We start from the raw sequence: 21,340 nt of genomic DNA on the forward strand, positions 1-21,340 counted from the left end.
CAAGCTCGACTACGACCTGGAAAAAGATTTCATCCCACTGGCGCTGATGGCCAATGTGCCGCAGGTGCTGGTCGTCAATCCAAAGCGGGTCGAGGCGCAGAACTTCAAGGCGTTCCTGGAGTTCGTGCGCAAGAACCCGGCCAAGCTCAACTACGGCTCGGCCGGCGCCGGCACCTCGCACCACCTCGCCGGCGAGCTGTTCAAGCTCCAGACCAAGACCTTCATCACGCACATTCCCTACCGCGGCGCCGGTCCGGCATTGCAGGGATTGATTTCGGGCGATATCGACATGATGTTCGACGGCCTGGGCTCATCCGCGAGTCATATCAAGGGCGGGCGCATCAAGGCGCTGATGGTGTCGGGCGGCAAGCGCAACCCGGCGTTTCCGGATGTGCCGTCAGCCGCGGAGCTCGGCCTGCCCGACTACACCGTGACCACCTGGTACGGCATGTGGGCGCCCAAGGGAACACCGGCCGAGGTGCAGACCCGCATCGTCGAGGAACTGCGCAAGGCGGCCGCCACCGACGAGCTCAAAACCATCTGGGCCAGCAACGGCGCGGAGTTTGGCAACCTGACGCCGCCGCAGTTTGGTGCTTTTGTCGGCGCCGAGGTCAAGCGCTGGGCGGCTGTGGTCAAGGCGTCAGGGGCAAAACTCGAATGACGGGTCAGGTTCTACTTGGGACCGACGGGGCGCTGGCCACCGTCACCCTGTCGCATCCCGGCAAGTTCAACGCCATGTCGCGTGCGATGTGGCGGCAACTGCGCGAGGTGTTCACGGCCCTCCAGCACGACAGCGCGCTGGCCTGCGTGCGGGTCCGGGGCGAGGGCGGGCATTTTTGCGCCGGCGGCGATATTTCCGAATACACCGGCTTTCGCTTTGTCGAGGCCAGCCTGCGCGACTTTCATGAGGGCGAGGTATGGGGCGGGCTGCAGGCCATGCTGGACTGCGATCTGCCCATCGTGGCGCAGATCGAGGGCAACTGCCTGGGCGCGGGCCTTGAAATCGCCAGTTGCTGCGACCTGCGGCTGGCCAGCGACAGCGCCCGCTTTGGCGCGCCGATTGCCAAGCTGGGCTTTCCGATGGCGCCACGCGAGGCGGCGCTGGTGCTGCGCGCGGTCGGCGAGCTGACGGCGCGCGAGATGCTGCTGGCAGCCGCCGTGCTCGACGCCGCAGAGATGAAGCGGCGCGGCTTTCTGAACGAGGTCCTGCCAGCGGCTGCAGTGAGCGAAGCAGCGCTGGCCTGCGCCGGCCGCATCAGCCGGCTGGCGCCGCGGGCGGCGCGCCTGAATAAACAGCAATTTAGGGCGCTGGCCCATACAGAACGTGCCCAGGAAGCTACTGATTTGATAGCAAATGCCTACCGGTACGCGGCGACGCCCGAACACCGCGAGGGCGTGACGGCCTTTATCGAAAAGCGCCCGCCCCGGTTTGCGCGCTGAACGGCGCTTTTTAACTTCAACTTTTCAGCCAGACCCATGAAAAACCACAATCTGTTTACCGCCCTGCGCGCGGCTTTCCCCCACGCGCTGGATGAGGTCGCGGTGGAAACCGACAGCGGCCTGAGCTACTCGTGGCGCGATCTCGATCGCGCCACAGCCATGATGGCCAATCTGCTGGCCTCGCTGGGCCTGCCCGAGGGCGCGCGGGTGGCGGTGCAGGTCGAAAAGTCGGTCGAGGCCCTGGTGCTTTACCTGGCCACCCTGCGCGCCGGTTACGTGTTCTTGCCGCTCAACACCGCCTACCAGAGCGCCGAAATTGAATACTTTATCGGCAACGCCGAGCCGGCGGTGGTGGTGTGCAGCCCCCAAACCTTCGGCTGGGTCAGCAAGATCGCCTTCAAGGCCGGCACGCAAAACGTCTTCACGCTGGGCGACGACCGCAACGGCTCGCTGCTCGATCGCGCCGCGCATTGCAGTGACCAGCATGAGGTGGCGCTGCGCCAGCAAGACGACCTGGCCGCCATTTTGTACACCAGCGGCACCACCGGCCGCAGCAAGGGCGCGATGCTGTCGCACGGCAACCTGCTGAGCAACGCCCAGGTGCTGAAAGACTACTGGGGCTGGAAGCCAGGCGATGTGTAGTTCCTCGCGGTGCCGATTTTTCATGTGCTCTGGCTGTTCGTGGCGATTCACGGCGCGCTGCTCAACGGCAGCAAGATGATCTGGCTGTCCAGGTTTGACCCGAAACTGGTGCTGAAGAAGCTGCCCGAAGCCAGTGTGTTCATGGGCGTGCCCACCTTGTATGTGCGGCTGCTGGCCGAGCCGGGGCTGACCCGTGAAGCCTGCCGCAACATGCGCCTGTTCGTGGCGGGTTCGGCGCCGCTGCTGATTGAAACCTTTGGCGACTGGCAGCAGCGCACCGGCCACACCATTCTGGAGCGCTACGGCATGAGCGAAACCGCCATGCTGACCTCCAACCCCTACCGAAAAGAGCAGGGCGGCGAACGGCGCGGCGGCACCGTGGGTTTTGCGCTGCCCGGCGTCAGCCTGCGGGTGCAGGACGATGACGGGAAATCGCTGCCGGTCGGCGAGATTGGCGGCATACAGGTCAAAGGGCCGAATGTCTTCAAGGGCTACTGGCGCATGGCCGAAAAGACCAAAGAAGAGTTCACGGCCGACGGTTATTTCAAGACCGGCGACGTCGGCAAGGTCGACGAGCGCGGCTACATCACCATCGTGGGCCGCAGCAAGGACCTGATCATCAGCGGCGGCTACAACGTATACCCGGCCGAAATCGAGGGCTACATCAACGAGTTGCCCGGCGTGGCCGAAAGCGCGCTGGTCGGCGTGCCGCACCCGGATTTTGGCGAAGCCGGCGTCGCCATCGTCATCGCCAAACCCGGCGCCACGCTGGACGCGGGCCAGATGGTGGCCGCGCTGAAGTCAAAGCTGGCGAACTTCAAGATTCCCAAGCAGTGCTTCGTGGTCGATGAACTGCCGCGCAACACCATGGGCAAGGTGCAGAAGAACCTGCTGCGCGAGCAGTACAAAGGCCTGTTCGTGGAGCTTTTAGAGATCCGTTGATGCTATAAAGTTGATAGCTGACTGTGCACGTTTTGTCTGGGTTATAGGCCTTTTTTATCTCAAAACCAGCACCGGAATGTGCGAATGGGTCAGCACCTGCGTGGTTTCGCTGCCCAGCAGCAGGCGCTTGATGCCGCGCCGGCCGTGCGAGGCCATCACGATCAGGTCGCATTTGTGCTTTTTGGCGGTGGCAATGATGGACTCGGCGATCAGGTCCGAGCTGGTGGTCACTGCCTTGGCCTTCAGCCCGCTGGCTTCGGCATCGGCCTTGACCGCCTCCACCACGGCCAGGGCGTCCTCGGCCCATTGCTTCTCGATACGCGCCACGTCCTTGTTGGCCACGCTCATGCCGCCCTCAAAATAACTGACCGGGTAGCGCGGCACCACCTTGAGCGCCACCACCAGGGCGTCTGTCAGCGTGGCCAACTGGATGCCGCTGCGCACGGCTTTGCGCGACAGCGCGGAGCCATCGGTGGCAATCAGAATACGCTGGTACATGGCAGGCCTCCTTGGGGTTGAACGTGGTTTCAGCGTAAACCCATTGAAAAGCCCTCTCGTTGATCCATGTCAATGTTAGGGCTTGGCCCTGCCGCTAGTCTTGGGCCATGCAAGCTGCCGCCTTCATGCCCGACTCCCGTGCCCCCTGCGGGCGAGGCCCGCTGGCCGTGTTCGATGATCCCGGCGAATGGGCCACGTTCAGCCAGCCGGCGGATCCGGCCACCGCCTCGGGCCTGTGGGAGTCGCAGGTGGTGGTCGGCGGCATGCACTGCGTGGCTTGCTCGCTGACGCTGGAGCAGGCGTTGCTGGCCATCCCCGGTGTGGTGGCGGCCCGGGTCAGCGCCGCCAGCCAGCGCGCCAGCATTGTCTGGTCGGCGGCGCTGACCCGGCCTTCCGAGTGGATGTCCGCGCCGCTGGCGCTGGGCTACCGGCTGCTGCCGGCTGCCGATGCGTTTGCCCCCCGGCACGGCCGCAAGGCGGCGCGGCTGGCGCTGTGGCGCTGGCTGGTGGCTGGCTTTTGCATGATGCAGGTCATGATGTATGCGACGCCGGCTTACGTGGCGGGGCCGGGCGAGATCACGCCCGACATTCAAAGCCTGCTGCGCTGGGCGTCCTGGGTGCTGAGCCTGCCGGTGCTGCTGTTTTCCTGCGCGCCGTTTTTTGGCAATGCGCTGCGCGACCTGCGCCAGCGCCGCATCAGCATGGACCTGCCGGTGGCGCTGGGCATCGCCATGACCTTTGCCATCAGCAGCGCGGCCACCTTCGAGCCGCTGGGGCGCTGGGGGCAGGAGGTCTACTTTGACTCGCTGACGATGTTTGTCTTTTTTCTGCTGACCGGCCGCTGGCTGGAGCAGCGCCTGCGCGAGCGCACGGCCGGCGCGCTGGACAGCCTGATGCAGCGCCTGCCCGACAGCGTGGAGCGGCAACTGCCTGGCGGCCAGTTTGAACGCGTCGCGGTGCGGCGCCTGCTGCCCGGCGATGTGGTGCGGGTGTTGCCGGGCGAGGCGTTTCCGGCCGATGGCACCATCACCCAGGGCGACACCTTTGCCGACGAGGCGCTGCTGACGGGCGAGTCCAGGCCGGTCGCCCGGCCGGCCGGCAGCACGGTGCTGGCCGGCAGCCACAACCTGTCGGCAGCGGTGCAGGTGCGTATTGCATCCATTGGGGAGTCCACCCGCTATGCGCAAATCGTGGCCCTGATGGCGCGGGCCGCGGTGGACAAACCGCGGCTGGCGCTGCTGGCCGACCGGGTGGCCAAGCCTTTCCTGGTTTTTGTGCTGCTGGCCGCCGCCCTGGCGGCCGCCTGGTGGTGGAACACCGACCCGGCCAAGGCCCTGATGGCCGCCGTCGCGGTGCTGGTGGTGACCTGCCCGTGCGCGCTGTCGCTGGCCACGCCGACCGCCATGCTGACTTCGGCCGGCTTGCTGGCGCGCCGCGGCGTGCTGGTGCGGCGGCTGCAGGCGCTGGAGGCACTGGCCGGCATAGACACCGTGATTTTTGACAAGACCGGCACCCTGACCGAGGCCCGCATGGGCCTGCGCAGCGTCAGCAGCCGCGCCGGCCTGTCGCGCGAGGCCGCGCTGCAACTGGCCGGCGCGCTGGCGCGGCATTCGCTGCACCCGGTGTCGCGCGCGCTGGTGCGGGCGGCCGAAGAGGTAGCCGAAGTGGCGGCGAGCGGGGCGCTGAACCTGACCGATGTGCGCGAGTTGGCGGGGCAGGGGCTGGAAGGCCGGCTCGGCGCGCCCGGCCTGGGCGTGTGCGGCTTGCTGCGCCTGGGCTCGGCCCGCTTTTGCCGGCTCGGCGGCCCGCCGGGCTGCGCCCGGGTCGAACTGGCCGACGAGTCGGGCTGGCTGGCCGGCTTCGAGTTTGACGAGGTGCTACGCCCTGACGCCCAGGAAGCCGTCGCCCGCCTGCAGCAGGCCGGCTTTGCGGTGCAGATGCTGTCGGGCGACAACCAGGCCGCAGCCAGCGAGGTGGCGGCGCGGCTGGGCATCACGCAGGTGCAGGGCGACTGCACGCCGCAAACCAAGCTGGACGTGTTGCAGACCCTGCAGCAGCAGGGCCGCAAGGTGTTGATGGTGGGCGACGGCCTGAACGACGGGCCGGTGCTGGCGCGCGCCCATGTGTCGCTGGCGGTGGGGCAGGCGGTGCCGCTGGCGCAGGCCCAGTCCGATCTGGTGATGCCGGGCGGGCAGTTGCTGATGCTGCCCACCCTGCTGGCGCAGGCGCGCCAGACCCTGCGCATCGTGCGGCAAAACCTCTGGTGGGCCGCCAGCTACAACGCGGTCTGCGTGCCGCTGGCCCTGATGGGCTGGCTGCCGGCCTGGCTGGCCGGCCTGGGCATGGCGCTCAGTTCGCTGGGGGTCATCGCCAATGCGGCCCGGCTGTCGCGGATTCGGGTACGGAGCTGAACCGCCATGGATGTGCTGTTTCTTCTGGTGCCGCTGTCGGTGTTGCTCGGGCTGGGGGTGCTGGGCCTGCTGGCCTGGGCCGTCTGGTCGGGGCAGTTTGAAGACATGGAAAGCGAGGGGCAGCGCATTTTTCAGGAAGAAGCGCTGAAAAGAACGCAGGGCGGTCCGCCGAATCCGCTGGATTGATTTCTATTGATCCATGTCAAGCCCTCAAAGCGCGGCCCGCGCCACACTCATTGCTAACTTGGGTAACAGAGGATTTTTGATGAGTGCAGTACTTCCAATTCCGGCGATGCGCACCTCGCAAAGTGGCTGGGCCGCTTCGCATGCCACCGAGTACAACGACAAGATCGTGCGCCAGTTTGCCGTGATGGCGGTGGTCTGGGGGGTGGTCAGCATGCTGGTGGGCGTGTTCATCGCCGCGCAAATGGCCTGGCCCGAGCTCAACTTCGGCATCGCCTGGCTGTCCTTCGGGCGCCTGCGTCCGCTGCACACCAATGCCGCCATCTTTGCCTTTGGCGGCTGCGCGCTGTTTGCCACCAGCTACTACGTGGTGCAGCGTACCTGCCAGGTGCGCATTATTTCGGACAAGCTGGCGGCCTTTCACTTCTGGGGCTGGCAGGCGGTGATTGTGGGCGCCGCGATTTCGTTGCCCATGGGTTTTACGCGCGGCAAGGAATACGCGGAGCTGGAATGGCCGATTGCGATTTTGATTGCGCTGACCTGGGTGGCCTACGCCATTGTGTTTTTCGGCACGATTGGCCTGCGCAAGGTCAGGCACATCTACGTCGCCAACTGGTTTTATGGCTCCTTCATCATTGCCGTGGCGTTGCTGCATATCGTCAATGCGGCAGTGGTGCCCGCGGGCTGGATGAAGTCGTATTCGGCCTATGCCGGCGTGCAGGATGCCATGGTGCAGTGGTGGTATGGCCACAACGCCGTGGGCTTCTTTCTGACCGCCGGTTTTCTGGGCATTGTTTACTACTTCATTCCCAAGCAGGCCGAGCGGCCGGTGTATTCCTACCGGCTGTCCATCGTCCATTTCTGGGCGCTGATCTTCACCTACATGTGGGCCGGCCCGCACCATTTGCACTACACCGCCTTGCCCGACTGGACCCAGTCCATCGGCATGGTGTTCTCGCTGATTCTGCTGGCGCCCAGCTGGGGCGGCATGATCAACGGCGTGATGACGCTGTCGGGCGCCTGGCACAAGCTGCGCGAAGACCCGATCCTGCGCTTCATGATCGTGGCGCTGTCGTTCTACGGCATCGCCACCTTCGAGGGCCCGATGATGTCGATCAAGACGGTCAATGCGCTGTCGCACTACACCGACTGGAACATCGCCCATGTGCATGGCGGCACCCTCGGCTGGGTCGGCTTTATTTCGATGGGCGCGCTTTACTTCCTGGTGCCGCGCCTGTTCGGGCAAAAAGGCATGCACAGCGTCAAGGCGATCGAGGCCCACTTCTGGATCGCCACCATAGGCATCGTGCTGTACATCGCCGCCATGTGGATTGCCGGTGTGATGCAGGGACTGATGTGGCGCGCCATCAATGCCGACGGCACCCTGACCTACACCTTTGTGGAAAGTGTCAAGGCGACCTATCCGTTTTACGTGGTGCGCTTTTTTGGCGGGCTGCTGTATTTGAGCGGCATGCTGCTGATGGCCTGGAATGTCGCCATGACGGCGCTGGCCGGCAAGCCTTCCAGCACCACGATTCCCCGCGCCCTGGCGCACGCCTGAAAGAAGCCGTTTATGTCTTTTTCACACGAAAAAATTGAAACCAACAACTGGTTGATGATTGTTCTGGTGCTGCTGGTGGTGGCGGTTGGCGGGCTGGTTGAAATCGTTCCGCTGTTCTTTCAAAAATCCACCACCCAGGCCATTGCGGGCGTGGTGCCGGATTCACCGCTGAAGCTGGTGGGCCGCGACATTTATGTGCGCGAAGGCTGCTACAACTGCCACTCGCAAATGATCCGGCCGCTGGTGGCCGAAACCCTGCGCTATGGCCACTATTCGGTTGCCGGCGAGTTTGTCTACGACCATCCGTTTCAGTGGGGCAGCAAGCGCACTGGCCCGGACCTGCACCGCGTCGGCGGCAAGTACAGCGACGAGTGGCAGCGCCTGCACCTGCTGAGCCCGCGCGACCTGGTGCCCGAATCCATCATGCCGGCCTACCCCTGGCTGGAAAAAGCGCCGGCCGATGCCGAGTCGATCCAGCGCCACATGACAGCCCTGCGCTCGGTCGGTGTGCCCTACACCGATGCCGAAATCGCCGGCGCACCCGCAGAGGTCAAGGGCAAGACAGAACTTGACGCGCTGATTGCCTACCTGCAGGGCCTGGGCCTTGCGCTGAAATAAGCGAAAAAAAGAGGATATGACTATGGATATCAACCTACTGCGCAGCCTGGTGACGCTGGCCGCCTTTGTCACCTTCATCGGGATTCTGGTGTGGGCTTGCCTGCCGTCCAAAAAGGCCCAGTTCGACGATGCGGCGCAACTGCCGTTCCGGTCGGAATAGGAGCGACCGCCATGAGTGACTTTACCAACGGATTCTGGCCCTGGTATGTGGCCGCCATCAGCCTGGTGTCGATTCTGGCCTGCGCCTGGTTGCTGTGGGTGGCCGGCAAGGCCAAGGTCAGCGCGCATCCGGGGCAGGCCGACGACAACACCACCGGCCATGTCTGGGACGAGGACCTGCGCGAGTTGAACAACCCGCTGCCGCTGTGGTGGATGTGGCTGTTCATTGTGACGGTGGTTTTTTCGCTCGGCTACCTGGTGATTTTTCCGGGTCTGGGCAGTTTTCCCGGCCTGCTTAAATGGTCTACCGAAGGCGAGCACAAGCAGGATGTCGGCCAGATACGCAGCCAGGTCGCGCCGCTGTATGCCGAGTTCACGGCCAAGCCGGTGGAGGCGCTGATGAAGGAGCCCCGGGCGATGGCGATTGGCGAGCGCCTGTTCATGAACAACTGCTCGCAATGCCACGGCTCCGACGGGCGCGGCAGCAAGTCCTACCCCAACCTCACCAACGCCGATGCCGCCTGGCTGGGCCAGCGCGGTGCCGAGCATATCGTGCAGACGGTGAGCAACGGCCGCACCGGCGTCATGCCGCCCATGGGCGCGGCCATTGGCGGCGACGCCGAGATCAGCGAACTGGCCAATTACGTGCTGTCGCTGTCGGGCAGCCCGCACAACGAAATCAAGGCTTACAGCGGCAAGAAAAGATTTTCGGCCTGCGCCGCCTGCCATGGCGTGGACGGCAAGGGCAACAAGTTGCTCGGTGCGCCCAATTTGGCCGATGACTACTGGCTGCACGGCTGGGGCGAGGCCGCGATTGCCAACATCATCAAAAACGGCAAAAACAATGTGATGCCGACCCAGGCCAGCAAGCTGACCCCCGAGCAGATTCATGTGGTGTCGGCCTTTGTGCTGAGCCTGTCCGGCGGCGGCGGCAGCGGCACGGTCACGCCTGCGGGCGCAGTGATACCTGTGGCCACAGTCGTCAAGGCGCAGTAAAGGGTTTTTCGGCGTGGTTTCACCAGTGAGCAGTTCAGGCAATTCAGGCGCGTCCAGGCGGGTCATTCCGATTGTGGCGGTGGCTGCGGCGGGCGGTGACGATTCCTCGGCGGTGGTGTCGCTGTACCAGTCTGAGAAAAAGATCTATGCCCGCAGTGTGTCGGGCTGGTTCAACCACTGGCGCTGGGCCATGGTGTGGGTGACGCAGCTGGTGTTCTATGGCCTGCCCTGGCTGTCCATGAATGACCGGCAGGCCATGCTGTTTGACCTCGGTGCCAGGCGCTTTTACATCTTCAACCTGGTGCTGTATCCGCAGGATCTGATCTACCTGACCGGGTTGCTGATCATCAGCGCGCTGTCGCTGTTCCTGTTTACCGCGGTGGCGGGGCGGCTGTGGTGTGGCTACGCCTGCCCGCAGACGGTGTACACCGAGGTTTTCATGTGGGTGGAGCGCAAGATCGAGGGTGACCGGGTGGCCCGCATGCGGCTGGACAAATCGCCCTGGAGTCTGGCCAAGCTGGGCCGCAAAAGTGCCAAGCACGCGGTATGGATTGCGATCGGGCTGTGGACCGGCTTCACCTTTGTCGGCTACTTCACGCCGATCAAGGAGCTGTCTAGCGCCGTCATGAGCTTCTCGCTCGGGCCGTGGGAGTCGTTCTGGGTGCTGTTTTATGGCTTTGCCACCGATGGCAACGCCGGCTGGATGCGCGAGCAGGTGTGCAAGTACATGTGCCCCTATGCCCGCTTTCAAAGCGCCATGTTCGACCGCGACACCCTGATCGTCACCTATGACGAGGCGCGCGGCGAAAATCGCGGCTCGCGCCCGCGCAGCGACACGCCCGCCGATTACCAGGCCAAGGGGCTGGGCGACTGCATCGACTGCGGCCTGTGCGTGCAGGTCTGCCCGACCGGCATCGACATCCGCAAGGGCCTGCAGTATGAGTGCATCAGCTGCTCGGCCTGCATTGACGTGTGCGACGGCGTCATGGACAAGATGAACTACCCTAGGGGCTTGATCCGAAACAGCACGCAAAACGGCATCAGCCAGAAGCTGAGCCGCTCGGCGATGTTTCGCCGGGTGCTGCGGCCGCGCGTGCTGATTTACACGGCGGTTCTCGGTGTCATCAGCCTGAGCCTGCTGGCCAGCCTGCTGACCCGGGCGACCTTCAAGGTCGATGTGGTGCGCGACCGCGGGGTGATGGCCCGCATGGTGGGGCAGGGCGAGATCGAAAACGTCTACCGGCTGCAGATCATGAACGCGACCGAGCACCGTCAGCAGTACGTGATTCAGGTGGCTGGCATTGACGGCGCCCGCATCGTTACCGAGGCCGCTGTGGTGGTGGATGCGGCCGAGTCGCGCTGGGTGCCGGTGCGGGTGCAGGCGCCGCCCAACGCGGCCAGCGCCGGCTCGCATCCCATCGTGTTCAGGATTGCCTTGCAGGGACCGTCGCCCGACGAGGTGACCGAAAAATCCGTGTTCCTCGTGCCACGGTAAATCGCAGTACAAGATTGTGCAAAGGAATCCAGCCATGAAGCCTGAAAACCCTGCTGCTCGTCCCTGGTGGAAAGAACCCTATGTGTGGATGGTGATAGCCGGCCCGCTGTCTGCGGTGCTGGCCTGCGTCGTCACGGCCTTCTACATCCTGCGCGGGCCCGAGGCAATGGTGCCGGACGACGCCTACCGGCAGGGGCCGCTGTTGCGCCAGCAGGTGCAGACGGCACGGCCGCCCATGCAGCCCGCGCTGACGGGCCGCAATCACAGCGCCACCGGAGGCAAACGCGATGAACAGCCCTGAGTTGACGACACCGGCCAGCGAGGCGCCGCTGGAGGCGCTCTGCGTCAGGCGGGGCTTGCTGGTTGTCGGACCGGCGTTTCTGGCGGCCTGCCTGCTGGAGGCGCTGGTATTTGGGCTGGTGGATCCGGGCGAGGTGCACTGGCCGGGCCACACGGTGCAGCCGTCGCGGCTGGGCGTTTACACCTTGGCGTTTTTCAGCTTCTGGCTGATCAGCATGGCCAGCAGCGCGCTGGTGCTGTGGCTGGCCAGGCCGGACGTGGGACCGGGCTCAGCGACAGGTGCCAAATAGAGAGCCGGTCAGCGGCAAACCTGGGGATTGACAATGCGCTTGAGCGCCTCGGCGTTCCGGATCTGGATATGCCGCTGCTTGACTTCAACGATGCCGTCGTCTGAAAACTTCGAGAAAGTCCGGCTCACGGTCTCCAGTTTCATGCCCAGGTAACTGCCGATTTCCTCGCGCGTCATGCGCAGCACCAGGTCGGACTTTGAAAAGCCGCGTGCCTGCAGGCGCTGCACCAGGTTGAGCAAAAAGGCCGCCAGCCGTTCCTCGGCCCGCATGCTGCCCAGCAGCAGCATGACACCGTGCTCGCGCACGATTTCGCGGCTCATGATCTTGTGAACATGGTGCTGCAACGCGTTGACCTCGCGCGAAATTTCCTCGATGCGGTCAAACGGCATGACGCAGACTTCGGAGTCCTCCAGCGCAATCGCATCGCAGGTGTGCTGGTCGTTGACGATGCCGTCCAGGCCAATGATTTCGCCTGCCATCTGAAATCCGGTGACCTGATCGCGTCCGTCTTCGGTGGTCACGCAGGTTTTGAAAACGCCGGTGCGAATGGCATACAGCGAGGTGAATTTTTCGCCATTGTGAAACAGGGTGGTGCCGCGCTTGATGCTTCGCCGCACGGCCACCAGATCGTCCACGCGATCGAGTTCCTCGGAATTCAGGCCCACCGGCATGCAGAGTTCACGCAGGTTGCAGTTGGAGCAGGCGATTTTTATGGATTCAGCGATCATTTGGCGAAGTTTGATGGAGTCCGGCGATTTTTACCCGATGGGTTTGTCGCCGATGTCTGTGGGACAGCGCGCTGTCATAAATGTCCGGCGCCTCATTGCTTCCATTGTGCGCCAGTCTGCCTGCTGTGCGGTTGATCCATATCAAGGTCATTTCGTGGGTTTGGTCGCACAGTGTGAAACAACGCTGAGGAATTATTTCATGACTGTTGTTTCACCCGATTTGTTACGCCGGTTTGACCTGCCGGGTCCTCGGTACACCTCGTACCCGACGGCAGACCGGTTTGTGGAGGCATTCGCGGCCGACGAGTATGTGCAAGCCCTCGAACAACGTCGCAGCGGGGTGGCGGCCATGTCCCTGCCGCTGTCGCTGTATGTGCATATTCCGTTCTGTGAGTCGCTCTGTTATTACTGCGCCTGTAACAAAATTATTACAAAGCACCATGAACGGGCCGAGCCGTATTTGCGCTACCTGAGCCGGGAACTTGACCTTCATATTGCACACCTTGGCCCGGGCCAGGTGGTCAGTCAGCTGCACCTGGGCGGCGGCAGCCCGACATTTTTGAGCGATGACGAGTTGCGGGCCCTGATGGCCATGCTGCGCCGCAGCTTCACCCTCGCCCCGGGCGGCGAGTATTCGATCGAGATCGACCCACGAACCGTGGACGCCGCCCGCCTGGCCGAGCTGGCCGAGCTGGGCTTTAACCGCCTGAGCTTTGGGGTGCAGGACTTTGACCCGGCGGTGCAAAAAGCCGTGCACCGGGTTCAGCCCAAGGAGCAGGTGTTCGCGCTGGTCGAGGCGGCGCGCCAGTTGGGCTTTGAGTCCATCAACGTGGACCTGATCTACGGGCTGCCCCAGCAAACGCCGGAGTCTTTCGAGCGCACCCTGGCCGAGGTGGCTGTATTGCGCCCCGACCGGATCGCCCTGTACGCCTATGCGCACCTGCCCGAGCGCTTCAAGCCGCAGCGCCGCATTGTCACGGCAGAGCTCCCTTCCGGGGCCGCCCGAACCTCGATGCTGGCCCGCTCACTCGAGGTGTTTGATCAGGCGGGTTATGTCTATGTCGGCATGGATCATTTCGCCTTGCCCAACGATGCGCTGGCCGTTGCCAAGCGGCAGGGCCGGCTGCACCGCAATTTTCAGGGCTACAGCACCCAGCCCGACTGCGATCTGATCGCGCTGGGGGTGTCGGCCATCGGGCGGGTGGGGGCTATTTACTGCCAGAATGCCAAGACCCTGGCCGAGTACTACGACCATCTGGACCAGGGGCGGCTACCGGTGGTGCGGGGCCTGGCCCTGACGCGCGATGACCTGGTGCGGCGCGCGGTGATCATGGCCCTGATGTGCCAGGGCGAGTTGCAGTTCGAGTCGATCGAGCTGGGTTATCTGATTGATTTTCGGGCCTACTTTGCGCCCGAACTCGAAGCCCTGGCCGAGCAGGCCAGGCAGGGCCTGGTGACCCTGACCGACTCGGGCATCGAGGTCACCGCCAAGGGATGGTTTTTTGTGCGGGCCGTGGCCATGGTTTTTGACCGCTACCTGCAGGCCGATCGCAACCGCGCGCGCTTTTCCAAGATCATCTGATGCAAACCGCGCTCGCCGCCACCGCCTTGCTGATGGGGCTTGCCGGCGGGCCTCACTGCGTTGCCATGTGCGGCGCGGCCTGCGCCGGCATTGGCCGCACCAGTGGCGGCCAGAGCACCCGGTCGCTGTGGATTTTTCAGGCGGGCAGGCTGGTGGGCTATTCGGCATTGGGGGGCCTGGCGGCGGCCTCGATGCAGGGCTTGGGCTGGCTCAGTGTCCATTCGGCCGCGCTCAGGCCGGTCTGGACGCTGTTTCATGTCGCGGCCGCGCTGCTGGGCCTGCTGCTGCTCTGGCAGGCGCGCCAGCCGGTCTGGCTGGAAAGCGGCGCGCGCCAGCTATGGGCCAAAGTACGGGCGGTCACCTCCGGGGTCGGTGGTGGGGCGCCGCTGCTGATCGGGCTGCTGTGGTCACTGCTGCCCTGTGGCCTGCTGTATTCGGCCTTGCTGGTGGCGGCGCTGACCGGCAATATGCTGGAAGGGGTGGTCGTCATGGCGCTGTTTGCCCTGGGAAGCGGCGTGTCGCTGATGGCCGGACCCTGGCTTTGGCTGCGGCTGCGTGGCCAGGGGTCCGGCCAATGGGCGATTCGCCTGGCGGGCCTGGCGCTGCTGGCCACTTCCGTGTGGGCGCTGTGGATGGGGCTGGTGCACAACACGGCGCCCTGGTGCCTGACGCCATAGCCCTCGTTGCCGCTTCTGGAGCGCCCTTGCCTCCGGGGCTTCCCGCCGTGGCAGGCCCCAAACCTTTGTAAATAACTTTTACAATGCGATTTTCCTGAAAACGCTGCAGCGGCCCTGGCCGGCCCGGCTGCCGGCTATTCGCCATTCTTCACGGATATTTCAGATAGAAGGTCAAGGACATGATGAAAAAGCATTTCTGGTGTTTCGCGTTGTCGGCCATTGCGTTGGTCGCCTGCGGAAAAAAGGAGGAAGCGCCAGTGGCGGTGCCGGCGCCGACCACAGCCGCCAGAGCGCCAGCGGCCGTTGCCAACACCGAAGATAAAGTGCTGAACATCTACCACTGGCCCGACTACATCGCCAAAGACATGGTGGCGAACTTCGAGAAGGAAACCGGCATCAAGGTCAACTACCAGACCTTTGAAAACAATGAAGCCCTGCACGCCAAGCTGGTGGCGGGCAACTCCGGCTATGACATCGTGGTGCCGGGGGCGGTGTTTGCCAAGCCGCAGATTGACGGCGGGCTGCTGATGAAGCTCGACAAGGCCAAGATTGCCAATTACGGCAACCTGGACCCGGCCATCATGGGCAAGCTGGACACGATTGACCCGGGCAATGCCTACCTGGTGCCCTGGGCCTGGAGCTTCACCACCGTGGGTATCAACAAGGCCAAGGTGAGCAAGGCGCTCGGTTCCACCCCCATGCCCGAAAACGCCTGGGACCTGGTGTTCAACCCGGTTTACACCGCCAGGCTCAAGTCCTGCGGCATTGCCTACCTCGATTCGCCGACCGAGGTGATTCCGCCGGCCATGCATTATCTGGGCAAGAACGCCTACTCCAACGACCCGGCCGACCACAAGGCCGCCGGCGCGATGCTGGCCAAGGTGCGCCCGTACATTCGCCTGTTCTCCAGCACCATGATCGACGACCTGGCGGGCGGCAAGGCCTGCGTGGCGCTGGGCTGGGCCGGCGACATGAATATCGCCCGCGGCCGGGCACTGGAAAACCAGAGCGGCAACGAGATTGAGGTCTTGCTGCCGGGCACCGGTGGCCTGATTTTCATGGACAACCTGGCCATTCCCAAGGATGCCAAACACCCGAACAACGCCTACGCCTTCATCAACTATTTCCTGCGTCCGGAAGTCTCGGCATCACTGACCAACGAGCTCGGCTACGCCACGGCCAACAAGGCCAGCCTGGCCAATGTGAAGCCCGAAATCGCCAAAGACCCCGCCGTGTTCCCCGATGCGGCCAATATGCAAAAAATGGTCTCTCCCGCAAGCTTCAGCAACGAGGCGCGTGAGTCCATGAGCAATGTGTTTACCTTGTTCAAAAAAGGCAGCTGAGCTTTTTCACACGCCGGGCGGGTGGGTTCGGGCTGTGCAGTCTTAGAGGCTGCACAGCCTTTTTAACGCTGGCATAGATACCGGTTTAACCTGGGCAACCTTGGGAATGAAGGCTTCATGAATCTACCCGCATCGTCTGGCGATGGATTTTTACGGACTGACCAGCTGGTCAAGCGCTTTGATGGCGTGGCCGCGGTCGATGACGTTTCGCTGTCTATTCACAAGGGCGAGATTTTTGCCTTGCTGGGCAGTTCAGGCTGCGGAAAATCGACCCTGCTGCGCATGCTGGCCGGTTTTGAAACACCGACCTCCGGCAAGGTCTTGCTCGATGGCGTCGACATCGCGTCGTTTCCGCCCTATGAGCGGCCCATCAACATGATGTTTCAGTCCTATGCGCTGTTTCCGCACCTGAACATCTGGGACAACATTGCCTTCGGGCTCAAGCGCGAAGGCATGCCCAAGGCGCAGATTCAGGCGCGGGTGGAGGAAATGCTTGAACTGGTGCAACTCGCGCCGTTTGCCAAGCGCAAGCCGCACCAGCTCTCGGGTGGCCAGCAACAGCGAGTCGCGCTGGCGCGCAGCCTGGCCAAAAAGCCGCAGTTGCTGCTGCTCGACGAGCCGCTGGGCGCGCTGGACAAAAAGCTGCGCGAACGCACCCAGTTTGAGCTGGTCAACATTCTGGAGTCGGTGGGCGTGACCTGCGTCATGGTGACCCATGATCAGGAAGAGGCCATGGCCATGGCCTCGCGCATAGCCGTGATGAGCCACGGCCGCGTGCTGCAGGTGGGCACACCGAAAGAAATCTACGAGCACCCGAACTGTCGCTTCGTGGCCGACTTCATCGGCAACGTCAATCTGATGGAAGGTGAGTTGACGCTCGACGAGGCTGACCGCTGCGAAGTCACGACCGAGCACGGCGTGGTGACCATTGGGCACGGCATCAGCGGCACCCAGGGCATGCCGGTGGCGGTGGCAGTGCGGCCCGAAAAGATACATATCTCCAGAACCCGGCCCGAGGTGGACGAGAACCTGTTCACCGGTAAGGTGCGTGAAATTGCCTACTTCGGGAGCTACAACACCTTTATTGTCGAAATGATCGGCAGCAGCAGCGCGGGCAGGGGCCGCACCATCAAGATCATGGAAACCAACACCACGCGGCAGGAAACCAGCACCAGCGGCGCGATCACCTGGGATGACCCGGTCTTTTTCTGGTGGGACGATGCGGCGCCGGTGGTGCTGACGCAATAGGGTGGCGCTGATGAAAGCTCATTCCTGGCTCCAATCCTTTCTGTTCAATCTCGGGCGGCGCTTCGTCATTGGCGTGCCCTATGGCTGGTTGCTGCTGTTTTTTGTGTTGCCTTTTTTGATCTTGCTGCGCATCAGCGTGACCGACATGGGCAATGGGGTGGACCCGTTTGCGCCGCTGATAGAAACCATTGCCAGTTCCTGGCGCATCAACCTGCGTTATGAAAACTACTTTTCCATCTTCAGCGATGCGGCCCAGGTGCCGGGCGGTGCTGCCAATGCGGGAGCGGCGGGCGGCTCCGTGGAGGGGTTCGGCAACACCATTTACATGGAGGCCTACAAAACCTCGCTGAAATACGCCCTGCTCACCACGCTGTCGTGCCTGCTGATTGGCTACCCGTTTGCCTATTTTCTGGCGCGCGCCCGGCCCTCGATCCGGCCGGCCCTGCTGATGCTGGTCATGTTGCCGTTCTGGACATCCTTCCTGCTGCGTGTCTACGCCTGGAAGGGAATTCTGGCGGACCAGGGCGTGCTTAACAACCTGCTGCTGGCGTTGGGCATTACCCAGGAGCCCTTGGTCATGCTCTACACCAATGTCTCCATGCTGGTCGGCATGACCTATGTGTACTGCCCGTTCATGATTTTGCCGCTGTACGCCAACCTGGTGAAGATGGACTTCAGGCTGCTGGAGGCGGCGCACGATCTGGGCGCCAGTGCCTGGAAAGCGTTCTGGCTTATTACCGTGCCGCTGAGCAAGTCGGGCATCATTGCCGGCTCCATGCTGGTGTTTATTCCGAGTGTGGGGGAGTTTGTGATTCCTTCACTGCTGGGTGGGGCCGAAAACATCATGATTGGCCGCGTCGTGTGGGACGAAATGTTCAGCAGCAACAACTGGCCGCGCGCGGCGGCCCTGTCGGTGGTGATGATCCTGCTGATCCTCGTGCCGCTGGCTTTTTACTACCGCGCCAACGCCGGGCGTGGTGCGCGCAGAGGGGCCTGAAATGAAAAGCCCGACCAATCCATTGCTGCGTTTTGCGGAGAACAATTTCGGACGGCTCTGGATGGGGCTGGTCTACCTGTTCCTCTACATCCCGCTGTTTTTCCTGATCGTGTTCTCGTTCAACAGCACGCGGCAGGACGGCGTGTTCACCGGTTTTTCGCTGCGCTGGTACCAGGCGCTGCTGGCCGATTCGCGCCTGGTCGAGGGCTTCACCCTGTCTCTCAAGGTGGCGCTGATTACCGGCACGCTGTCGGTCGTGCTGGGCTGCTTTGCCGCCTTTGTGCTGGTGCGCTACCTGCGGTTTACCGGGCGCACGCTGTTTTACGGGCTGGTCAATGCGCCGCTGGTCATGCCCGAGGTGATTATCGGGCTGTCCTTGCTGCTGCTGATGGTGGCGGTGCAGCGCACGCTGGGCTGGCCAGACCGCGGCTTTATCACCATCGTGAGCGGCCACACCCTGCTGGGCATGGCCTACGCCACGGTGGTGATCCAGTCGCGGCTTGGCGAGGTGGACCGTTCGCTGGAAGAGGCCGCCATGGACCTGGGTTGCCGGCCGGTGCAGGTGTTCTTTCTGGTGACTTTGCCCAACATCGCGCCGGCCCTGGTGTCGGCCTGGCTGCTGACCTTCACCCTGTCGTTTGATGATGTCGTGATCTCGGAGTTTTTGTCGGGGCCGGGCGTGACCACCTTGCCGCAGGTGATTTTCAGCTACGCACGGCGTGGCGTGAACCCGTCGATTTATGCGGCGGCCACCTTGCTGATTGCCGCCGTTTCGCTGGGCATCATCGCCTACAGCGTGTTCATGCTGCGCCGCCAGAAACGGCTGGACCGCGAAATCAGTGCGGCGACCCGGGCCGAGCCGGCTTTTCCAGACCCGGTTGCGGCAAGGTAGCCAGCACCACGCCGGTCAGCGCAATCGCGAAGGCGCCGATCTGCGTGGCATTCAGGGTTTCGCCCAGCACCAGGACGCCGACGGCTGCCGCGCTGACCGGCAGCAACACGGTGAACACACCGGCCTGATTGGCGGCAATGGTTTTCAGGCCGGTCATCCACAGCCAGACCGTGCAGACGCTGGCGGCCAGTGAATAGAACAGCAGCAGCAGCCAGCTCGAGGTCGTGACTTTGGCGAAGTCGAAGCCCCAGGCCATCCACAGGCCGAACGGGGTGACCAGGGCAAAACCCCAGAGATTGATGAGCGCCGTGATGCGCTTGGGACTGAGCACAACCGTGAGTTTTTTGCCAATGACGGCATAGGCCGCCTCGCACAGCACAGCCCCGACCAGCAGCAGATTGCCCAGCCAGGCATTTTTGGAGGCCAAATCGGCTGATAGCCCATTGTTTATAGGTGCATGTAGCTCACTTTTTGATAGCGAGACCAGACCGATGCCGAGGACCGCGCAGGCCACCGCGCCCCACACCCGAAGGCTGATGCGCTCGCGCAGGAATAGCCAGCTCATCAGGGCCACGGCCGCCGGGATGGCCGCCATGATGACGCCGGCTGCCACGGCGCTGGTCATGCTCACGCCAAACAGCATGCAGATCGAAAACAGGAAATTACCCAGAAAGGATTCCAGAAACACCAGGCCCTGGGTGTGGCCATTCATGGGCGGTTCGTCAGCGGGTTTCTTGAACCAGTGCAGCATGGCCAGGCCGCCAATGCCAAAGCGCAGCCAGGCCAGCAAAAACACCGGCAGCGCGGCCACCAGGGGTTTGGAAAGCGCGACATAGCTGCCCACCAAAGACATGCTGAGCGCCAGGCAGGCGTAGGCCACAATGCGGTTCATTAAATTAACGATTCCTGCTGGGCTGACCGTTGGGCCAGTGGTTGGAGCTGCGCCGCCAACCTGGAGCGCAGGTTGAAATGATGCCTGAGTTTTTCATCTGTTTTGCCACCCGTTTGAAAGTTGGAAGTGATGTCGCAGCCCGTGCCGACCGTTCGCCATGTGTTTGTTTACGGCACTTTGCGCCGGGGCGAGCAGCGTGACATCAACCGGCTACAGCCCGCGCCGGTCCAGCGGGGCTGGGCCCGTGTGCCGGGCGTGCTGTATGACCTGGGCGCCTACCCGGGACTGCGGTTGGGCGGGCAGGGCAGTGTGCTGGGCGAGGTGTATGAGGTCAGCGCAGATCTGGAGCGGCAACTTGATGCGATCGAGGAGGTGTGGCCGCAGCCGAACGGTGAGTACCTCAAGCGCGAGGTGCTGGTCCGTCTGGAAGCGCGGTCGTTTGAGGGGGGCAGGGAGATCGTTTGCGTCTTGTACGAGATCGCGCCAGGGCGTGCGACCGGAAAACCGCTTATCGCCAGCGGCGACTGGGTGCAGTACCGCGCCGGCAACAGCGCCTGAGCCCGGTCCGTTCACCGGCGCCAGATTTTTCACAATCCAATAATTACTTTTCTTGATGTGAAATAAAAAAATGGTGCACTGCAAAAATATTTCTCAATACAAGAAACAAAATCCCACATAGAGAAATTTTATGATTATGTTGTTGATTTTATTCAACTTAATTTTTATCTTATATAAGACATAAGAGCTGATTAAAGTCTTGTAGAAGACTTAAACTACAGGCACCGAGTTCAACAACTCAGCGACTTTTTATCAACCTACGGAGCCCACCATGCCGCAAACCCTGACCGAACAACTGAGCCGCGACCAGCAAATCTCTGCCCTGGAAAAAGACTGGGCCACCAATCCCCGCTGGAAAGGCATCAAGCGCGGCTACAGCGCTGCCGATGTGGTTCGTCTGCGCGGCTCCTTCCCGATCGAGCACACGCTGGCTCGCCGCGGTGCTGAAAAGCTCTGGGGCCTGGTCAACAACGAGCCCTACGTCAACTGCCTGGGCGCGCTGACCGGTGGCCAGGCCATGCAGCAGGTCAAGGCCGGCGTGAAGGCGATTTACCTGTCGGGCTGGCAAGTCGCCGCCGACAACAACAGCTACGCCTCGATGTACCCCGACCAGTCGCTGTACCCGGTGGATTCGGTGCCGACCGTGGTGGAGCGCATCAACAACACCTTCCGCCGCGCCGACGAAATTCAACACTCCAAAGGCATCGACGCCGGTGACAAGGGCTACATCGACAACTTCGCGCCCATCGTGGCCGACGCAGAAGCCGGTTTTGGCGGCGTGCTGAACGCGTTTGAACTGATGAAGGCCATGATCAAGGCCGGTGCCGCTGGCGTTCACTTTGAAGACCAGCTGGCTTCCGTCAAGAAATGCGGCCACATGGGCGGCAA

Annotated in this window: 22 protein-coding genes and 1 pseudogene; 20 read left to right on the plus strand and 3 right to left on the minus strand. The window is 62.9% G+C overall.

Annotated features, from left to right (window positions below):
- The 3 genes and pseudogenes from RMO23_RS13220 to RMO23_RS13230 form a co-directional block, all read left to right on the plus strand.
- On the plus strand, window positions 1–661 hold a 661-nt coding region (locus tag RMO23_RS13220; protein ID WP_309682281.1), incomplete at its 5' end, for a tripartite tricarboxylate transporter substrate-binding protein.
- Window positions 658–1,440, plus strand: coding sequence for an enoyl-CoA hydratase/isomerase family protein (locus tag RMO23_RS13225; RefSeq protein ID WP_309682282.1), 783 nt, complete (start codon window positions 658–660; stop codon window positions 1,438–1,440). The genes RMO23_RS13220 and RMO23_RS13225, both read left to right, overlap by 4 nt.
- 36 nt (window positions 1,441–1,476) lie before the next feature.
- A pseudogene (locus RMO23_RS13230) lies at window positions 1,477–3,024 on the plus strand (malonate--CoA ligase).
- A gap of 54 nt (window positions 3,025–3,078) precedes the next feature.
- Here RMO23_RS13230 and RMO23_RS13235 read toward each other — a convergent pair.
- Window positions 3,079–3,522, minus strand: coding sequence for a universal stress protein (locus tag RMO23_RS13235; protein WP_309682284.1), 444 nt, complete (start codon window positions 3,520–3,522; stop codon window positions 3,079–3,081).
- Window positions 3,523–3,647: 125 nt separating this feature from the next.
- Between RMO23_RS13235 and RMO23_RS13240 the strand changes: the two genes are divergently transcribed.
- The 9 genes from RMO23_RS13240 to RMO23_RS13280 all read left to right on the plus strand — a co-directional run bounded on the left by RMO23_RS13240 (window position 3,648) and on the right by RMO23_RS13280 (window position 11,535).
- On the plus strand, window positions 3,648–5,933 hold the full coding sequence (locus RMO23_RS13240) for a cation-translocating P-type ATPase (protein ID WP_309682285.1): 2,286 nt from the start codon (window positions 3,648–3,650) through the stop codon (window positions 5,931–5,933).
- A gap of 6 nt (window positions 5,934–5,939) precedes the next feature.
- Window positions 5,940–6,119, plus strand: coding sequence for a cbb3-type cytochrome oxidase assembly protein CcoS (gene ccoS / locus RMO23_RS13245; RefSeq protein ID WP_309682287.1), 180 nt, complete (start codon window positions 5,940–5,942; stop codon window positions 6,117–6,119).
- Window positions 6,120–6,225: 106 nt separating this feature from the next.
- Complete coding sequence (gene ccoN / locus RMO23_RS13250) at window positions 6,226–7,677, plus strand: cytochrome-c oxidase, cbb3-type subunit I (RefSeq protein ID WP_309682324.1); 1,452 nt, start codon at window positions 6,226–6,228, stop codon at window positions 7,675–7,677.
- A gap of 12 nt (window positions 7,678–7,689) precedes the next feature.
- Complete coding sequence (ccoO, locus tag RMO23_RS13255) at window positions 7,690–8,295, plus strand: cytochrome-c oxidase, cbb3-type subunit II (RefSeq protein ID WP_309682289.1); 606 nt, start codon at window positions 7,690–7,692, stop codon at window positions 8,293–8,295.
- A 22-nt stretch (window positions 8,296–8,317) separates the two neighbouring features.
- Window positions 8,318–8,455, plus strand: a complete 138-nt coding sequence (locus RMO23_RS13260; protein ID WP_309682291.1) for a cbb3-type cytochrome c oxidase subunit 3 — start codon at window positions 8,318–8,320, stop codon at window positions 8,453–8,455.
- Window positions 8,456–8,466: 11 nt separating this feature from the next.
- The gene (ccoP, locus tag RMO23_RS13265) at window positions 8,467–9,450 is read left to right on the plus strand and encodes a cytochrome-c oxidase, cbb3-type subunit III (RefSeq protein WP_309682293.1); all 984 of its coding nucleotides are present in this window, start codon (window positions 8,467–8,469) and stop codon (window positions 9,448–9,450) included.
- Between the two features lie 25 nt (window positions 9,451–9,475).
- Entirely contained in the window at window positions 9,476–10,945 is a 1,470-nt protein-coding gene (gene ccoG, locus RMO23_RS13270) for a cytochrome c oxidase accessory protein CcoG (RefSeq protein WP_405041604.1), read from the plus strand.
- A gap of 34 nt (window positions 10,946–10,979) precedes the next feature.
- Window positions 10,980–11,246, plus strand: coding sequence for a nitrogen fixation protein FixH (locus tag RMO23_RS13275; RefSeq protein ID WP_309682296.1), 267 nt, complete (start codon window positions 10,980–10,982; stop codon window positions 11,244–11,246).
- Window positions 11,233–11,535: a hypothetical protein gene (locus RMO23_RS13280; RefSeq protein WP_309682299.1), complete on the plus strand. Its 303-nt coding sequence runs from the start codon at window positions 11,233–11,235 to the stop codon at window positions 11,533–11,535. The genes RMO23_RS13275 and RMO23_RS13280 overlap by 14 nt, the downstream gene beginning before the upstream one ends.
- Before the next feature lie 8 nt (window positions 11,536–11,543).
- Here RMO23_RS13280 and fnr read toward each other — a convergent pair whose 3' ends face one another.
- A complete protein-coding gene (gene fnr / locus RMO23_RS13285) occupies window positions 11,544–12,278 on the minus strand; it encodes a fumarate/nitrate reduction transcriptional regulator Fnr (RefSeq protein WP_309682329.1) in 735 nt (244 codons plus the stop codon).
- Window positions 12,279–12,462: 184 nt separating this feature from the next.
- Between fnr and hemN the strand changes: the two genes are divergently transcribed.
- The 6 genes from hemN (at window position 12,463) to RMO23_RS13315 (ending at window position 19,002) form a co-directional block, all read left to right on the plus strand.
- Complete coding sequence (gene hemN, locus RMO23_RS13290) at window positions 12,463–13,845, plus strand: oxygen-independent coproporphyrinogen III oxidase (protein WP_309682302.1); 1,383 nt, start codon at window positions 12,463–12,465, stop codon at window positions 13,843–13,845.
- Window positions 13,845–14,522 carry a sulfite exporter TauE/SafE family protein gene (locus RMO23_RS13295; RefSeq protein ID WP_309682304.1) on the plus strand — a complete coding sequence of 226 codons (678 nt, stop codon included), beginning with the start codon at window positions 13,845–13,847 and terminating at the stop codon, window positions 14,520–14,522. The genes hemN and RMO23_RS13295 overlap by 1 nt, the downstream gene beginning before the upstream one ends.
- Window positions 14,523–14,704: 182 nt before the next feature.
- Window positions 14,705–15,865, plus strand: coding sequence for an extracellular solute-binding protein (locus RMO23_RS13300; protein WP_309682306.1), 1,161 nt, complete (start codon window positions 14,705–14,707; stop codon window positions 15,863–15,865).
- A gap of 117 nt (window positions 15,866–15,982) precedes the next feature.
- Window positions 15,983–17,113 carry a polyamine ABC transporter ATP-binding protein gene (locus RMO23_RS13305; protein ID WP_309682309.1) on the plus strand — a complete coding sequence of 377 codons (1,131 nt, stop codon included), beginning with the start codon at window positions 15,983–15,985 and terminating at the stop codon, window positions 17,111–17,113.
- A 10-nt stretch (window positions 17,114–17,123) separates the two neighbouring features.
- Window positions 17,124–18,110: an ABC transporter permease subunit gene (locus RMO23_RS13310; RefSeq protein WP_309682312.1), complete on the plus strand. Its 987-nt coding sequence runs from the start codon at window positions 17,124–17,126 to the stop codon at window positions 18,108–18,110.
- 1 nt (window position 18,111) lies between these two features.
- Window positions 18,112–19,002, plus strand: coding sequence for a CcmD family protein (locus tag RMO23_RS13315; RefSeq protein WP_309682314.1), 891 nt, complete (start codon window positions 18,112–18,114; stop codon window positions 19,000–19,002).
- Here the strand turns inward: RMO23_RS13315 and RMO23_RS13320 are convergent.
- The gene (locus RMO23_RS13320) at window positions 18,947–19,894 is read right to left on the minus strand and encodes a DMT family transporter (protein ID WP_309682315.1); all 948 of its coding nucleotides are present in this window, start codon (window positions 19,892–19,894) and stop codon (window positions 18,947–18,949) included. The genes RMO23_RS13315 and RMO23_RS13320 overlap by 56 nt on opposite strands.
- 129 nt (window positions 19,895–20,023) lie before the next feature.
- Here RMO23_RS13320 and RMO23_RS13325 point away from each other — a divergent pair, with 129 nt between their 5' ends.
- Both RMO23_RS13325 and RMO23_RS13330 read left to right on the plus strand, forming a co-directional pair.
- Entirely contained in the window at window positions 20,024–20,452 is a 429-nt protein-coding gene (locus RMO23_RS13325; RefSeq protein ID WP_309682318.1) for a gamma-glutamylcyclotransferase family protein, read from the plus strand.
- Between the two features lie 271 nt (window positions 20,453–20,723).
- On the plus strand, window positions 20,724–21,340 hold a 617-nt coding region (locus RMO23_RS13330; RefSeq protein ID WP_309682321.1), incomplete at its 3' end, for an isocitrate lyase/phosphoenolpyruvate mutase family protein.

It is taken from the genome of Polaromonas sp., from assembly GCF_031411155.1.
Taxonomy (GTDB): Bacteria; Pseudomonadota; Gammaproteobacteria; order Burkholderiales; family Burkholderiaceae_C; genus Polaromonas.

Coding starts and splice junctions, on each gene's coding strand:
- RMO23_RS13225 (WP_309682282.1), top strand. CDS start 658: ATGACGGGTCAGGTTCTACTTGGGACCGACGGGGCGCTGGCCACCGTC.
- RMO23_RS13235 (WP_309682284.1), bottom strand. CDS start 3,522: ATGTACCAGCGTATTCTGATTGCCACCGATGGCTCCGCGCTGTCGCGC.
- RMO23_RS13240 (WP_309682285.1), top strand. CDS start 3,648: ATGCCCGACTCCCGTGCCCCCTGCGGGCGAGGCCCGCTGGCCGTGTTC.
- ccoS (WP_309682287.1), top strand. CDS start 5,940: ATGGATGTGCTGTTTCTTCTGGTGCCGCTGTCGGTGTTGCTCGGGCTG.
- ccoN (WP_309682324.1), top strand. CDS start 6,226: ATGCGCACCTCGCAAAGTGGCTGGGCCGCTTCGCATGCCACCGAGTAC.
- ccoO (WP_309682289.1), top strand. CDS start 7,690: ATGTCTTTTTCACACGAAAAAATTGAAACCAACAACTGGTTGATGATT.
- RMO23_RS13260 (WP_309682291.1), top strand. CDS start 8,318: ATGGATATCAACCTACTGCGCAGCCTGGTGACGCTGGCCGCCTTTGTC.
- ccoP (WP_309682293.1), top strand. CDS start 8,467: ATGAGTGACTTTACCAACGGATTCTGGCCCTGGTATGTGGCCGCCATC.
- RMO23_RS13275 (WP_309682296.1), top strand. CDS start 10,980: ATGAAGCCTGAAAACCCTGCTGCTCGTCCCTGGTGGAAAGAACCCTAT.
- RMO23_RS13280 (WP_309682299.1), top strand. CDS start 11,233: ATGAACAGCCCTGAGTTGACGACACCGGCCAGCGAGGCGCCGCTGGAG.
- hemN (WP_309682302.1), top strand. CDS start 12,463: ATGACTGTTGTTTCACCCGATTTGTTACGCCGGTTTGACCTGCCGGGT.
- RMO23_RS13295 (WP_309682304.1), top strand. CDS start 13,845: ATGCAAACCGCGCTCGCCGCCACCGCCTTGCTGATGGGGCTTGCCGGC.
- RMO23_RS13300 (WP_309682306.1), top strand. CDS start 14,705: ATGAAAAAGCATTTCTGGTGTTTCGCGTTGTCGGCCATTGCGTTGGTC.
- RMO23_RS13305 (WP_309682309.1), top strand. CDS start 15,983: ATGAATCTACCCGCATCGTCTGGCGATGGATTTTTACGGACTGACCAG.
- RMO23_RS13310 (WP_309682312.1), top strand. CDS start 17,124: ATGAAAGCTCATTCCTGGCTCCAATCCTTTCTGTTCAATCTCGGGCGG.
- RMO23_RS13315 (WP_309682314.1), top strand. CDS start 18,112: ATGAAAAGCCCGACCAATCCATTGCTGCGTTTTGCGGAGAACAATTTC.
- RMO23_RS13320 (WP_309682315.1), bottom strand. CDS start 19,894: ATGAACCGCATTGTGGCCTACGCCTGCCTGGCGCTCAGCATGTCTTTG.
- RMO23_RS13325 (WP_309682318.1), top strand. CDS start 20,024: ATGTCGCAGCCCGTGCCGACCGTTCGCCATGTGTTTGTTTACGGCACT.